Origin of the sequence: Amycolatopsis roodepoortensis (assembly GCF_014873915.1) — a bacterium.
GTDB classification, from domain to species: Bacteria; Actinomycetota; Actinomycetes; order Mycobacteriales; family Pseudonocardiaceae; genus Amycolatopsis; species Amycolatopsis roodepoortensis.
Genome location: NZ_JADBEJ010000005.1, coordinates 1,529,834 through 1,543,298, shown reverse-complemented (window position 1 = coordinate 1,543,298; position 13,465 = coordinate 1,529,834). Strand labels below are relative to the sequence as shown.

14 protein-coding genes are annotated in these 13,465 nt (G+C 70.4%); 8 read left to right on the top strand and 6 right to left on the bottom strand.

The annotated features are described in order from the left end of the window. Positions 1 to 92 precede the first annotated feature (92 nt). Positions 93 to 1,127: a cell division protein ZapE gene (zapE, locus tag H4W30_RS26540; protein ID WP_192745327.1), complete on the top strand. Its 1,035-nt coding sequence runs from the start codon at positions 93 to 95 to the stop codon at positions 1,125 to 1,127. On the opposite strand, the gene H4W30_RS26535 is transcribed toward zapE, so the two are convergent. Beyond that, the gene (locus H4W30_RS26535; protein ID WP_192745326.1) at positions 1,081 to 1,689 is read right to left on the bottom strand and encodes a phosphatase PAP2 family protein; all 609 of its coding nucleotides are present in this window, start codon (positions 1,687 to 1,689) and stop codon (positions 1,081 to 1,083) included. The genes zapE and H4W30_RS26535 overlap by 47 nt on opposite strands. A 70-nt stretch (positions 1,690 to 1,759) precedes the next feature. Between H4W30_RS26535 and H4W30_RS26530 the strand changes: the two genes are divergently transcribed. Then, entirely contained in the window at positions 1,760 to 2,635 is an 876-nt protein-coding gene (locus tag H4W30_RS26530) for an FAD-dependent oxidoreductase (RefSeq protein WP_192745325.1), read from the top strand. 202 nt (positions 2,636 to 2,837) lie between these two features. On the opposite strand, the gene H4W30_RS26525 is transcribed toward H4W30_RS26530, so the two are convergent. Both H4W30_RS26525 and rocD read right to left on the bottom strand, forming a co-directional pair. Continuing rightward, on the bottom strand, positions 2,838 to 4,199 hold the full coding sequence (locus H4W30_RS26525) for a DUF2252 domain-containing protein (RefSeq protein ID WP_192745324.1): 1,362 nt from the start codon (positions 4,197 to 4,199) through the stop codon (positions 2,838 to 2,840). A 31-nt stretch (positions 4,200 to 4,230) separates the two neighbouring features. After that, positions 4,231 to 5,433, bottom strand: coding sequence for an ornithine--oxo-acid transaminase (gene rocD / locus H4W30_RS26520; protein WP_192745323.1), 1,203 nt, complete (start codon positions 5,431 to 5,433; stop codon positions 4,231 to 4,233). A 156-nt stretch (positions 5,434 to 5,589) separates the two neighbouring features. On the opposite strand from rocD, the gene H4W30_RS26515 reads away from it, so the two are divergent. Genes H4W30_RS26515 through H4W30_RS26505 form a run of 3 tightly spaced genes read left to right on the top strand, consistent with a single transcriptional unit; the run spans position 5,590 to position 9,527 of the window. Next, the gene (locus H4W30_RS26515) at positions 5,590 to 6,444 is read left to right on the top strand and encodes a PPK2 family polyphosphate kinase (protein WP_192745322.1); all 855 of its coding nucleotides are present in this window, start codon (positions 5,590 to 5,592) and stop codon (positions 6,442 to 6,444) included. 12 nt (positions 6,445 to 6,456) lie between these two features. Then, complete coding sequence (locus H4W30_RS26510) at positions 6,457 to 8,580, top strand: prolyl oligopeptidase family serine peptidase (RefSeq protein WP_455423574.1); 2,124 nt, start codon at positions 6,457 to 6,459, stop codon at positions 8,578 to 8,580. Next, on the top strand, positions 8,577 to 9,527 hold the full coding sequence (locus tag H4W30_RS26505) for an LLM class F420-dependent oxidoreductase (RefSeq protein WP_192745320.1): 951 nt from the start codon (positions 8,577 to 8,579) through the stop codon (positions 9,525 to 9,527). Before H4W30_RS26510 ends, H4W30_RS26505 begins: the two co-directional genes overlap by 4 nt. A gap of 51 nt (positions 9,528 to 9,578) precedes the next feature. Here the strand turns inward: H4W30_RS26505 and H4W30_RS26500 are convergent, their stop codons facing one another. Beyond that, positions 9,579 to 10,655, bottom strand: coding sequence for an NAD(P)/FAD-dependent oxidoreductase (locus H4W30_RS26500; RefSeq protein ID WP_192745319.1), 1,077 nt, complete (start codon positions 10,653 to 10,655; stop codon positions 9,579 to 9,581). 86 nt (positions 10,656 to 10,741) lie between these two features. Here H4W30_RS26500 and H4W30_RS26495 point away from each other — a divergent pair, with 86 nt between their 5' ends. Beyond that, positions 10,742 to 11,167 (top strand): MarR family winged helix-turn-helix transcriptional regulator, encoded by a 426-nt coding sequence (locus H4W30_RS26495; RefSeq protein WP_126731640.1) that lies wholly within the window; start codon positions 10,742 to 10,744, stop codon positions 11,165 to 11,167. A 1-nt stretch (position 11,168) separates the two neighbouring features. Here H4W30_RS26495 and crcB (H4W30_RS26490) read toward each other — a convergent pair whose 3' ends face one another. Both crcB (H4W30_RS26490) and crcB (H4W30_RS26485) read right to left on the bottom strand, forming a co-directional pair. Further along, complete coding sequence (gene crcB / locus H4W30_RS26490; protein WP_192745318.1) at positions 11,169 to 11,543, bottom strand: fluoride efflux transporter CrcB; 375 nt, start codon at positions 11,541 to 11,543, stop codon at positions 11,169 to 11,171. Next, the gene (gene crcB, locus H4W30_RS26485; protein ID WP_192745317.1) at positions 11,540 to 11,950 is read right to left on the bottom strand and encodes a fluoride efflux transporter CrcB; all 411 of its coding nucleotides are present in this window, start codon (positions 11,948 to 11,950) and stop codon (positions 11,540 to 11,542) included. Before crcB (H4W30_RS26485) ends, crcB (H4W30_RS26490) begins: the two co-directional genes overlap by 4 nt. A gap of 172 nt (positions 11,951 to 12,122) precedes the next feature. Here crcB (H4W30_RS26485) and H4W30_RS44295 point away from each other — a divergent pair, with 172 nt between their 5' ends. Together H4W30_RS44295 and H4W30_RS26480 are read left to right on the top strand one after the other, a co-directional pair. Beyond that, the gene (locus H4W30_RS44295; RefSeq protein ID WP_255431246.1) at positions 12,123 to 12,254 is read left to right on the top strand and encodes a hypothetical protein; all 132 of its coding nucleotides are present in this window, start codon (positions 12,123 to 12,125) and stop codon (positions 12,252 to 12,254) included. Next, positions 12,255 to 13,436, top strand: coding sequence for a cupin domain-containing protein (locus H4W30_RS26480; RefSeq protein WP_192745316.1), 1,182 nt, complete (start codon positions 12,255 to 12,257; stop codon positions 13,434 to 13,436). The last annotated feature ends 29 nt before the right edge of the window (positions 13,437 to 13,465 follow it).

The window sequence follows — 13,465 nt, the reverse complement described above, 5'->3', positions numbered from 1 at the left end:
ATCCCAGCACGCGCCCGACGACACCGCTGAGCGGGGGATACGCCCGGTCAGGGAGGGTGAACCCGCCACGCCGGTGCCGTTACGCTCGGCGAATGCCCGCCCGCCTGATCGATCGCCGTCCGGAGCTGTCCGCCGACGAGCTGATCACCGCGCTCGTCCCGCCGCCGAGGTTCGACGCGGTCCGGTTCTCCACGTACGTGCCCAACCCGGACGAGCCGAGCCAGGCCGAGGCCGTCGTCACCTGTGGCGCGTTCGCGAAACGCGTGGCAGAGGCGTCGAACCGGAAGCCGAAGTCGAAGCTGCGCGCGTTCTTCGGCGGCGGGGACGAGACGCCGTCCGGGCCGATGGGGCTCTATCTCGACGGCGGTTTCGGCGTCGGCAAGACCCACCTGCTCGCCTCGACCTGGCACGAGACGCCGTCGCCCAAGGCGTACGGCACGTTCGTGGAGCTGACCCACCTCGTCGGCGCGCTGGGGTTCGCCGAGGCGGTGCGGCGGCTGTCCGAGCACCGGTTCCTGGCGATCGACGAGTTCGAGCTCGACGACCCGGGTGACACCATGCTCGTCACGCGGCTGCTGCAGGAGCTGATCTCGGCCGGGGTGTTCGTCGCGGCGACGTCCAACACGCTGCCGGACAAACTCGGCGAGGGCCGGTTCGCCGCCGCGGACTTCCTGCGCGAGATCCAGTCGCTGTCCGCCCGGTTCGGCGTCTGCCGCGTCGACGGCCCGGACTACCGCCATCGCGGCCTGCCGGACGCCCCGCCGCCCGCGAGCCCCGAGGCGCTGGAAGCCTCCGCCGCCGCGCATCCGGAGTCCACTGTGGACGATTTCGACGCGTTGTGCGAGCACCTGGGCGGCCTGCACCCTTCGCGCTACGGGAGGCTTCTCGACGGCGTGACGCGGGTGCACCTGCGCGACATCCACCCGGTGCCGGACCAGAACGTCGGACTGCGGCTGGTCGCCTTCGCCGACCGGCTCTACGACCGCGCGATCCCGCTGGTGGTCTCGGGCGAGCCGGTGCCGGAGCTGTTCACCGAGGAGATGGTGAACGGCGGCTACCGCAAGAAGTACCTGCGCGCCGTCAGCCGTCTGACGGCACTGGCGCGCGACGCCGTGCAGCCCAGCTGAGCAGCACCCACGTCGCGCACACGGTCGCGACGGCGAAGAGCGTGCCGCCCACGACGTCGGTCAGGTAGTGGTAGCCGAGGCCGAGCATGCCGATCGTGACCCCGCAGAGCACCACGGCGCCCACCGTCGCGATGACCGCCGTCGCGACGCCGGGGCGGGCGAGCAGGACGAGGACCGTCAGCACCGCGACCAGCGCGACGGTGTGCCCGCTCGGGTAGGCGAGATAGGTGTACTTCCAGCGGTCGAAGAGCGGTTTGAGCACCCAGGTGTTCGCGAGGATCGCGACGAGCGGGCCGGCGATCGTCAGCGCCGCTTCGAGCCTGCGCCGACCGATCAGGCAGAGGACGGCGGCGAGGACCGCGACCGGGATCAGGACGTAGGCCTCGGTCGGCAGCACCAGGAGCCGCAGGAGCGCGGTGTCGGGGCCGAACGACCGCTCCACCCACCTGACGGCGAGCTCGTCGGGGACGGACGCGCCTTCGCCGGAGACCAGCAAGCCGAGAACCACCATGATCACGGCGCAGGTCACCGCGACCGCCCCGTACGGCCCTCTTCCGCTCATCCGGCGAGATTACGTGACAGGTGATCAGTCACCATGCAGGGACGGCTCGCGAGGACGAAGGGGGCTTTCGATGCGGATCAGTGTGGTCGGTGGCGGCGTGATCGGGCTCAGCTGCGCGCACCGGCTGGCCGTGGCCGGGCACGACGTCACGGTGGTCACCGGCGCCCGGCCGGGGGAGACGACGTCGGCGGTCGCCGGTGGCGTGCTCTTCCCGCCGCTGGCGGCGAACTCCGACCGGGTCGACCGCTGGACCGCGACGAGCGTCGAGGAGTACCGCGCACTGGGCGCGCCCGGTGTCCGCATGGTCCGGGGGACGTACCTCGTCCCGCGCGAGGCGCCGCTGCCTTCGTGGGCGTTGTCGATGCCCGGCCTGGACCACGAACCCGGACGGCTCACCTTCACGACCGCACTGGTCGACACCCCGGTGTACCTCGCCTGGCTCGCCGGACAGGTCGCCGCGCTGGGCGTGCGCACCGAGTACCGCACCGTCTCCCGGCTGGACGACCTCGACGCGGACCTCGTCGTGAACGCCGCCGGGCTCGGTGGCGGGCGGCTCGCGGGGGACGGCACCGTGGTGCCGGTCGGCGGCCAGGTCGTCCATCTCGCCGACCCGGGACTGACCGAATGGATCGTCGACGGCTCCACGCCGGTGCTGCGGCACGTGATCCCGCACGGGCGGCACGTCGTCTGCGGCGGCACGCAGGAGCCGGGGCGTGACTCCGTCGAGCCGGACCCCGGGGTGACCGCCGACATCGTGCGACGGTGCCGGGAACTCGTGCCCGCGCTGGCCGACGCGCCCGTGCTGGGCGCGAAGGTGGGGCTGCGGCCGTTCCGGCCCGAGGTGCGGCTGGAGCGGGACGGCCGGGTCGTGCACTGCTACGGGCACGGGGGCGCGGGGATCACGGTGGCGTGGGGCTGCGCGGACGACGTCCTGGCCCTGGTGTGAGGCCCCGCATTTAGTCCTCTAAATGCGGGGCTGAAGTACACGAAGGGGTCCTTCACGGCGCTGGGCGCAAGGAAGGGGTCCTTCATGTACTCGGGAAAGTGTGAAGGTCGAGTTTCTCCGGCTGAGCCGAGGGAAGGGGGCCTTCACGGACTCACGTGCCTGCCCCCACCCCTCCGCATTTAGAGGACTAACTGCGTGCGAGTCAGAGGGCGGCGAAGGCAGCGAAGTCCGCTTCGGTCTGATCCGCGTATCGGATCGCGTAGGCACCGATAGCCTCGTCGAGGTCTTCGTCGTCCTCGAAGTAGCCCGCCAGCATCCGCGGATGCAGTGACCGCGCGTGCGCCCGTGCCAGCAACGCGCCGGCGAGGCGGCCGTAGTCGTCGAGGTGGTCCTTCTTCAGCCCCGCCGGGTCGATGTCGCCCTTGAGGTTCCGGAACTGCCGCACGATGTACGGCAGGCCGTCGATGGTCGTCCAGCCGAGCAGGATGTCCGTCTCGGCCTGCACGAGCCGCGCGCCTTCGACGATCCGCCGTCCCTCGTGCTCCGGGGCGGGCAGTCCGAGGAACGGCGCGAGCGCCGACGGGACGGCCTGTTTCACTTGCAGGACAAGGTCTTCGCCGGAGTTCCCGTGCAGCAGCGCCACGTAGCTGCGCAGCCCGACACTGCCGGTGCCGACCACCCGGAAGGCCACATCGGACACCCGGTACCGCGAGACCAGCGTCCGCCGCGACTCGCGCAGCGTGTCCACATAGGACATCAATCCGGCGACGATCGCTTCGGCGGTCGCGTCGTCGACGTGCGTGAGCACCGGCGGGTCTTCGACGAAGCGATGCCGTTCGAGGCCGGTCTCGTGGTCGTCGATCCGCCGGGTCCACTTCGCGGTGACCTTGGCGCTGGTGTTCTTCCGCGCCTTCTCGGCCGCTTCCTCGAAGTCGTCGACCAGGTCGTGCGCGCGAACCTTGCTCAGCACCGACGCGTCCGGCAGCGCGTTCCACGACCGCAGGAACGGCAGCTCCGCCAGCCCCCGGATGGTGCGCCGGTACGACTTCACCGCGTCTTCGGCGGCTTCACGGCAGCCCGATTCGCCGATACCGCCTTCGCGTCCGGCGAGCACGAGACTCGCCGCGAGCCGTTTGAGATCCCACTCCCACGGACCCGGCACGGATTCGTCGAAGTCGTTGATGTCCATGACGATCTGGCCTTCGGGCGTGCCGTACAGCCCGAAGTTCGCGGCGTGCGCGTCCCCGCACAGCTGCGCCGTCAGCCCGGACGACGGCGACCCTGCCAGATCGGCGGCCATCAGCCCGGCGGCCCCGCGGTAGAAGGTGAACGGCGACGCGAGCATGCGCTCGCGCCGCAGTTCCACCAGTTCCGGCAGGCGGCCTTCGTTGGTGCGCGCGAAGAACTCCGCCACGCTGGGCCGCCCCTCGCCCGCCGCCGCGTGGTCGTGCGCGGACGAGGGCGCCTCGTCCCGCAGCGCCTTACCCCTCGCGAACCAGTCCTCCGGCGACACCGATTCGGTGCCGACCAGCGGCCGCTCCACCCACTCCCGCTCGTCTCCCATGGACAGGCAACGTACAGCCCGCCCGAAAGGTTCACCGGGTCTTGACGACCTCCGTGATGGCGTCGATACCGCGGTCGAGCTCCTCACGGCTGATCACCAGCGGCGGCGCGATCCGCAGTGTGTGGTCGTGCGTCTCCTTGCACAGGACGCCGCGTTCGGCCAGCGCGGTGGACGCCTCCCGGCCCGTGGGCCCGCCGGGCGCGATGTCGATGCCCGCCCAGAGCCCGCGCCCGCGGACTTCGGCGAGCCCGTTGCCGACCAGTTCGCCGAGCCGCGAGTGCAGGTGGGCGCCCAGTTCCCGCGAGCGCTCCTGGAACTCGCCGGTCTTGAGCAACCCGACCACGGCCCGCCCGATCGCGCAGGCGACCGGGTTCCCGCCGAAGGTGGAGCCGTGTTCACCCGGCTGAAGGACCCCGAGCACGTCCTTGCCGCCGACCACGGCCGACACCGGCATGATCCCGCCGCCCAGCGCCTTGCCCAGGGTGTAGACGTCGGCGCGGACGCCTTCGTGGTCGAGCGCGAGGACGGTGCCGGTGCGGGCGAGACCGGACTGGATCTCGTCGGCGATCAGCAGCACGTTGTGCTCGTCGCAGAGCCGCCGGGCCTCGGCGAAGTAGCCGGCGGGCGGCACGATGACGCCCGCCTCGCCCTGCACCGGCTCCAGCAGGATCGCGGCGGTGCGCTCGGTGATGGCGTCGCGCAGCGCCGCGGCGTCGCCGTACTTGACCGTGACGAAGCCCGGGGTGAAGGGGCCGAAGTCGGCGCGCGCGGTCTCGTCGGTGGAGAAGGACACGATGGTCGTCGTGCGGCCGTGGAAGTTGGAGCCGGCGACGATGATCTCCGCGGTCCCGTCGGGGACGCCCTTGACCCGGTACGCCCACTTCCTGGCGATCTTCACCGCCGACTCGACGGCTTCGGCGCCGGAGTTCATCGGCAGTGTCATCTCGGTGCCGGTCAGCTCGGCGAGCTCCTTGCAGAACAGCCCGAGCTGGTCGTGGTGGAAGGCGCGCGAGGTCAGCGTCACCCGGCCGAACTGCTCGATCGCGGCGGCGATGAGCCCGGGGTGGCGGTGCCCGAAGTTCAGCGCGGAGTAGCCGGAGAGGAAGTCGAGGTAGGTCTTGCCCTCGACGTCGGTGACCGAGGCGCCTTCGGCGGTGGCGATCACCACCGGAAGCGGGTGGTAGTTGTGCGTGCTCCACTGCTCGTCGAGCGCGATGAAGTCGGCGGTCGTCATGCGTTCAGGTTAGATGCCCATCCGGCTGCTTTCATCCGGGAAACGTTGCTTTGACCCGTTGTTCATTGCGTATCGACTCCTTCGGGTGGCGAAATCGTGCATCGGCGTACTCGATCACCGGAGGCGCGGTGCGCGGAGCGCGGTTATCGTCGCCGGATGGCGAAAAAGGACACCGTCTCCGTCCGGGACACGCTGAGGATCGGCAAGGGCGGCGAGCGGCACCATCCGGGCTCGTTCCCGATCGGGCCGACCAAGAAGCCCAAGGGGCTCAAAGACCTCGCGGACGCTGGCGGCAGGCTCGCCGAGCTGCAGGAGGCGTTGTACGCGGAGGGCGTCGGCGGCGGGAACCGCAGCCTCCTGCTGGTCCTGCAGGGGATGGACACCTCCGGCAAGGGCGGCACCGTGGGCCACGTCCTCGGTCTCGTCAACCCGATGGGTGTGCGGTACGCCGGGTTCAAGAAGCCGACCGCGGCCGAGGCGCGCCACCACTACCTGTGGCGGATCCGCAAACAGCTCCCCGGACCGGGGCAGATCGGTGTCTTCGACCGCTCCCACTACGAGGACATCCTGGTGCCGCGCGTCCAGAAGCTGGTGCCCGCGGCGGAATGGCGCAAGCGCTACGCCGAGATCAACGCGTTCGAGAAGGAGCTGACCGACGCCGGCACGACGATCGTGAAGGTCTTCCTCGACATCTCGCCGGAGGAACAGCTGAAGCGCCTCAAGGCGAGGCTCGAGAATCCGGCGAAGTGGTGGAAGTACAACCCCGCGGACCTCGACGCGCGTGCCCAGTGGAACGACTACCAGAAGGCCTACGCCGACATCTTCGCCAAGACCTCCACGGCGGCCGCGCCCTGGTACGCCGTCCCGGCCGACCGCAAGTGGTACCGCAACTGGCTGGTCGCGCGGCTCCTGATCGAGACGATCGAGGAGATGGACCCGAAGTTCCCGCCGGCCGACTTCGACCCCGAGGCCGAACTGAAGAAGCTCGAAGGCGTTGGCGTCTCCGCTTGATCGTCTGAAAGAGTGCGGGACGTGACCGACAACAGCCTCGAAGATCTCCCGTTCCTCCGCCGTCAGGCCCGCACCCAGCGCTTCACCCTCGGCGCGCCGAAAGAGTTCAAGGTCGCCCCGGACGGTTCCCGCATCCTGTTCCTGCGGTCCGAGTCCGGTACCGACCCCCGGCACAGCCTGTGGTCGTTCGACGTCGCGTCGGGCGAGGAGACGAAGCTGGTAGACGCCGCTGAGCTGCTGCCCGGTGAAGAGGACCTGCCGCCGGAGGAACGTGCCCGCCGCGAGCGCAGCCGGGAGACTGGTGGCGGCGTGGTCGGCTACGCGGTCGACGACGCCTTCACCGTCGCCGCGTTCTCGCTCTCGGGCAAGCTCCACACCCTCGACCTGACCACCGGCGAGGTGTCGGTGCTGGTCGACGGCTCGGTCGTCGACCCGCGGCCCAGCCCGGACGGCACGCACGTCGCCTACGTCCGCGACCGTCGCCTGCGGGTGATCGACCGGGCCACCGGTGAAGACCGGCTGCTCGTAGAGGAGGCGGGTGACGACATCGCCTGGGGGCTCGCGGAGTTCATCGCGGCCGAGGAGATGGGCCGCACCCGCGGCTACTGGTGGTCGCCGGACGGAAAGAGTCTCCTGGTCGAGCGCTCGGACCGGGCAGCCGTGCCGCGCTGGACGATCGCCGACCCGGCGAACCCGCAGTCGGCGGCGAACGTCGTCGCGTATCCGGCGGCGGGCACCACGAACGCGGACGTGATGCTGGCCGTCCTCGGCCTCGACGGCTCCCGCGTCGACGTCGAGAAGACCGATTGGGAGTATCTGGCCGCGGTGCACTGGTCCGTCGCGGGCAAGCCGCTGCTGTCCGTGCAGTCGCGTGACCAGCGGAAACTCGAGATCCAGGCGGTCGACCCGGCGACCGGTTCGGTCGAGGTGCTGCACACCGAGACCGACGAGCACTGGGTCGAGCTCGCCGCGGGCGTCCCGGCGTGGACCACCGACGGCCGCCTGGTCCGCGAGAGCGCCGCCGACGGCGACCACCGGCTGGTCGTCGACGGCGTGGCCGTCACCCCGCCGGGGCTGCAGGTGCGCTCGATCCTGCACGTCGGCGACGAGGTGCTGTTCAGCGCGTCGGAGGCCGATCCGACGCAGATCCACGTCTTCCGCACGGAGGGCGGAGAGCTTCGTCGTCTGTCCACTGAGGATGGTGTACACGTCGGCTCCGGGACCGCCGCGCTGACCGTGCTCTCGTCGTGGACCCTGGAACGCAGCGGCCCGGTGGTGACCGTCGTGTCCGGCGAGAAGACCGTGGCGCGCATCGGTTCCTTCACCGTCGACCCCGACGTCGTGCCGAACCTGACCTGGCTGACGCTGGGGGAGCGGGGCCTGCGCGCCGCGCTGGTGCTGCCGACCGGGTACGAGGAGAGCGAAGGCAAGCTCCCGGTGCTGCTCGACCCGTACGGCGGCCCGCACGCCCAGCGCGTCCTGCAGACCCGCAACGCCTTCCTGACCCCGCAGTGGCTCGCGGACCAGGGCTTCGCGGTGCTGGTCGCCGACGGACGCGGGACACCCGGCCGGGGTTCGGCCTGGGAGAAGGAGATCGCGGGCAAACTCGCCGACGTCACCCTCGCCGACCAGGTCGACGCGCTGCACGCGGCGGCAGCGCTCCATCCGGAACTCGACCTGGAACGGGTCGCGATCCGCGGCTGGTCCTACGGCGGTTACCTGTCCGCGCTGGCCGTGCTGCGCCGCCCGGACGTCTTCCACGCCGCTGTCGCGGGTGCCCCGGTGACCGACTGGTCGCTGTACGACACGCACTACACCGAGCGTTATCTCGGGCTCCCGCAGGAGGAAACGGCTTCGTACGAGCACAACTCGCTGATCGCCGGCGCCGGTGACCTCTCGCGGGCGCTGCTGATCGTGCACGGACTGGCCGACGACAACGTTTTCGTCGCCCACTCGTTGCGCCTGTCGTCGGCCTTGCTGGCGAAGGGACGCGCGCACGTGTTCCTGCCGCTGGCCGGCGCGACGCATATGACGCCGCAAGCCGAAGAGGTCGCCGAGAACCTGATGCGCACGCAGGTGGACTGGATCGTGCGTGAGCTGTCCGGTGACGCGGTCAAGAGCGAGGAGAACGCATGAAACGGTGGGGCATCACCATTCCGCTGACCGGGGTGCCGCTCGCGGCGCACGAGGAGATGGTGCGGGAGCTGCCGGATCTCGGCTACACCGACGCGTGGTCGGCCGAGACGGCGGGCCACGACGCCTTCACGCCGCTGGTGCTGGCCTCGCAGTGGGCGCCGCAGCTGCGGCTGGGCACCGCGATCGTGCCGGTGTACACGCGCGGACCCGGGCTGCTGGCGATGAGCGCGGCGACCGTCGCGGAACTGGCGCCCGGCCGGTTCGTGCTCGGCATCGGCGCGTCGTCGCCGGTGATCGTGAAGAACTGGAACGCCGCCGAGTTCGAAGCGCCGTTCGCGCGTTCGCGGGACACCCTGCGCTTCCTGCGTTCGGCACTGGCGGGGGAGAAGGTCACCGAGGAGTACGAGTCGTTCTCCGTCAGCAAGTTCCGGCTGGAGCGGCCCGCCGATCCGCCGCCGTCGATCATGCTCGCCGCGCTGCGGCCGGGGATGCTGCGGCTGGCCGCGAAGGAGGCCGACGGCGCCATCACCAACTGGCTCGCCGCGTCCGACGTGCCGAAGGTGCGCGCGGAGATCGGGCCGGACGTCGAACTGGCCGCGCGGATCTTCGTCTGCCCCACCGAGGACAAGGCCGCCGCGCGCGGACTCGGCCGGATGCTCATCTCGAGCTACCTGACCGTGCCGGTGTACGCGGCGTTCCACGAATGGCTCGGCCGGGGCGACGCGCTCGCGCCGATGCACGAGGCGTGGGCCGCGGGCGACCGGCAGAAGGCGAACCAGGTCATCCCGGACGAGGTCGTCGACGACCTGATCGTCCACGGCAGCCTCGATTCCTGCCGCGAGCAGGTGCAGTCCTATGTGGACAACGGGCTGACGACGCCGATCATCGCGCTGCTGCCGACGGGTGAGGACCCGTTCGCGCACGTGCGAGGTCTCGCTCCGCGTTAGGGACTCGTGAGTGGTAAGGACGGTTCTAACCGTCCTTACCACTCACGAGCGCTACGCCTGCCCGAACATCTCGTCGTACCGCGAGGCCATCATGTGCGACCCCTTGATCTCCGCGGTGGTCGCCGCGTCCAGGATCCCGACCTCCTCGGCGTAGGTCGCGCCGCCGGAAGGCCCGAGCGGCAACGAGATCATCGGCCCGCCCGGCGTATGGGTCCGCAGCTCACCGCCTTCGATCAGCGCCCGGATGTTGGCCACGACGACCTCGGCGTGGTCACCGGCCACCTTCGCCAGCTTCCCCTCCGGCAACGCGGTGATGTCGCCGAGCGCGAACACGCCGGGCTGTCCCGGAAGGCGCAGTTCGGGAGTCACCTCCACCTGGCCGTTCGCCTGCCGCGCCGCGGCCAGTTCGCCGTCGAGGTACGCGGTGTGCGGCGCGCCGCCGAAGCACTGGAACCACAGATCGGCGGTCACCTCGCCGCCGCCGGTGAGCCCCGAGGTGAACGTCTTGGCCTGCCCCGGTTCGGAGACCGGTGCCTCGGTCAGCGAAGTGCCGAGCAGCAGCTCGACGCCCAGTCCGTCGAGCTGGCGGCGGATCTCCGCGCGGAAGTCCTCCGGGAAACCGGGCAGGATGTCCTTCGCGGGGTCGACGATCGTCACGGCCTTCTCGGGCCACACCGCCTTGATCTCGCCGGCCAGTTCGAGGCCCACCGGGCCCGCGCCGAGCAGCAGCACCTTCTCCGCGCCCGCGAGTTCTTCCCGGGTGGCACGGATCTTCGCCTTCGCCGAAGCGCTGTCGTGGAAATCGATCTTCGCCGGGAACGGGTACGCCGAACCGGTCGCCAGCACGACGTAGTCCGGCGTGAGCCGTTCACCCGACGCCAGCGTGACGCCGTCCTGGTCCACGCTCACCGCGCGGTCGCGGAGCACCCGTCCCCGTTCGAGGAGCCGGGCGTACGGGTAGAAGAGCCGATCCGTCCACTCGGGATCGACGAGCCCCCGCAAGGCGGCGACGTGGTGGACGAAGTCCTCGCGCGGCTCGACGAGCACGACGTCGGTGAACGAGTCCAGCTCCTTGGCGACGGTCGTGCCGCCGTATCCCCCGCCGATGACGGCCACGGTCGTGGTCATGAGATCCCCTAGTTCGTAATGCGGAATGTTGGTACTGCGAACTACAGTAGTTCGCAGTACCAACGATCGTCAAGTAGACTTCCTTCATGACCACGGCCGAAGACCTCGGATTCGCGACGGCGCTGGTGCGGCTCTCCCATCTGGTGCAGCGCGCTTTCATCGACGTCGGCCGGTCCCACGACCTCACGCCGCAGCAGGCCCAGCTGCTCTGCGTCCTGGCGCAGGGGGAGACGGGAGTCGGGATGACCGACCTCGGCAAGATGCTGAACCTGGAGAAGTCCAGCGTCACCGGCCTGGTGGATCGCGTGCAGCGGCGCGCGCTCGTCGAGCGGGTCGCGGATTCCGGCGATCGCCGCGCGCTGAAGATCACGCTGACGGAAGAGGGGCTCCGGCTCGCGAACGCCGCGCACGAAGGCGTCGTCGAAAAGCTGGAGGAGATGGCGGCGGACCTCCCGGCCGAACAGCGCGAGGCGGTCGCGGCCGCGGCGTGGCGGATGGCGCCCGAAGCCTGAGTCAGTGCCAGATGGCGGCGGCGAGCAGCAAGCCGGCCGCCGCGGCGCCGATCCCGGCGGCCATCGTGACGACGGCGTTCACCACCGCGCGCGCCCGCGTCTTCTCGGTGAACAGGCGCAGGGTTTCGTACCCGAACGTCGAAAACGTGGTGAGGCCGCCGCAAAATCCGACGGCCAGCAGCGAGCGGACTCCGTCGGGCTGGCCGCCGTGCAGTGCCCAGCCGGTCAGGACACCGAGGATCAACGAGCCCGCGATGTTGACCACCAGCGTGCCCCACGGGAAGGTGGCGCCCCGCCACGCGCGCATCCGGAGATCGGTCAGGAAACGGACGATCGCCCCGAAACCACCGCCGAGCGCGACGAAGACGAGGGTCATTTCTTCACCGCGCGGGTGATCTCGTGCCCGGCGTAGACGGCCACCAGCGCCGCGGCCACCGTTCCGAACGCGTACGCCAACCCGGTGAACGGGCGCCCGGCCGTCACGAGATCGAGGGTGTCCGTCGCGTAGGTCGAAAACGTGGTGTAACCGCCCAGGATCCCGACCCCGAGGAAGGGACGCAGCAACCGGTGCGGGTTCTCCGACGCGGTCAGCGACGCCATCAGGATCCCGATCAGCAGGCAGCCGGAAACGTTGGTGGCAAAGGTGGAAAACGCGAACTGGCCCCGGGGGTGGGAGATCGCCACCGAGAGCCCGTAGCGGGCGAGGCTGCCCAGCGCGCCTCCGGCGCCGACGGCCGCGAGCACGTCCCACCGCGGGCGGGCAACGGATGCCGGATCAGCCATGAATGGCAGCTTAGAACCGCTGTCCGGGTGAACCGGCGCCGCGGTGTCGAAGATCGCTCACAAGGCCGTTTTTGCCTGCTGGACAGTGAATTTTCTCGAAACGTGTCGTAGGCTGGGCGGCGCTCCAGACCGATTTTCGGTCCGTCCGCTCGTCTGAGAAAAAGGTGGCAGGATGGCACAGGAACAGTCAGGTACGCAGGCTCCCGACAGCGGTTTGCTGCTGGAGGTCGAAATGATCCCGACCGCGGTCGACCGCGGGAAGGCCAACGGCGCGGCCGCCGACAACGACGGCAACGACGGCTGAGTGCCCGAAACGCCGACACTGGCTGACCTCGTGGCTCCGCTCGGGGTCAGCCAGTTCTTCCAAGACGTCCAGGGCGAGACCTACCGCCGTTTCGAAGGCCGCGCGGGCCGGTTCGCCGACCTGCTGCCGTGGCCCGCGCTGAACGCGATCCTCCGGCAGCACCGCCTGGAGTTCCCGCGCCTGCGCCTCGCGCTCGACGGCACCCCGGTGCCCATGGAGAGCTACACCGATCTCGTCCCCACCCGCCGCAGTGGCACCGTCCCCCGCCTGCAGGCCGCTCCGTTCACCGAGCATCTCCGCGGCGGCGCGACGATGGTGCTCGACGCCATCCAGGAACTCAGCGACCCGATCGGCGATCTCGCCCGAAGCCTCGAACACGACCTCCGCGAGAGCGTCCAGGTCAACCTGTACGCCGGCTGGGGCGTGACGCACGGCTTCGACGTGCACTGGGACGACCACGACGCGTTCATCATCCAGGTCGCCGGCCGCAAACGCTGGCGGATGCACGGCCCGACCAGGCCCGCTCCGCTGCATCGCGACGTCGAGCAGCCCGAGCGGCCCGGTGAGCCGATCGACGACTTCATCCTCGAGGACGGCGACGTCCTCTACGTCCCTCGCGGGCACTGGCACGACGTCACCGCGGTGGGGGAGATGTCGCTGCACCTCACGCTCGGGTTCAGCCCGGCCACCGGGGTCGACCTGGTGTCCTGGCTCGCCGACAAGCTCCGGGCGAGCACCGTGTTCCGCCAGGACCTCCCGAGGTTCGGGACGGACGAGGAGCGGGAGGCCCGTGCCGCCGCGCTCCGGGCCGAGCTGGAAGCCGCGCTGACCGGCGACGTCGTCGACCGGTTCCTCGCCGAACGCGATTCGGCGGCCCCCGCGCATCCGCGAGTCGGGCTGCCGTGGGCGGCGACCCCCGGCCTGCTTCCGGACGGCGACGAGACCGAGGTCCGGTTCCTCGTCCCGAGGGCGGTGCTCGAAGAAGGTGACGGCCGGGTGATCCTCCTCGCGGACGGCAAGCGGTTCGTCTTCGCGGGTGCCGCGGCTCCGCTGCTGAAAGCGTTGCTCGACGGGACGCCGCAGGCGGTCAAACGACTCGCCGAGCTGTCCGAACTCGATCGGGGGACGGTGCGGGCGTTCCTCGGCGAGCTCACCACGCAGGGACTTCTCTCGATCGGCTGAAAGTCACAGGGGACGAGAAGTGTGAAGGG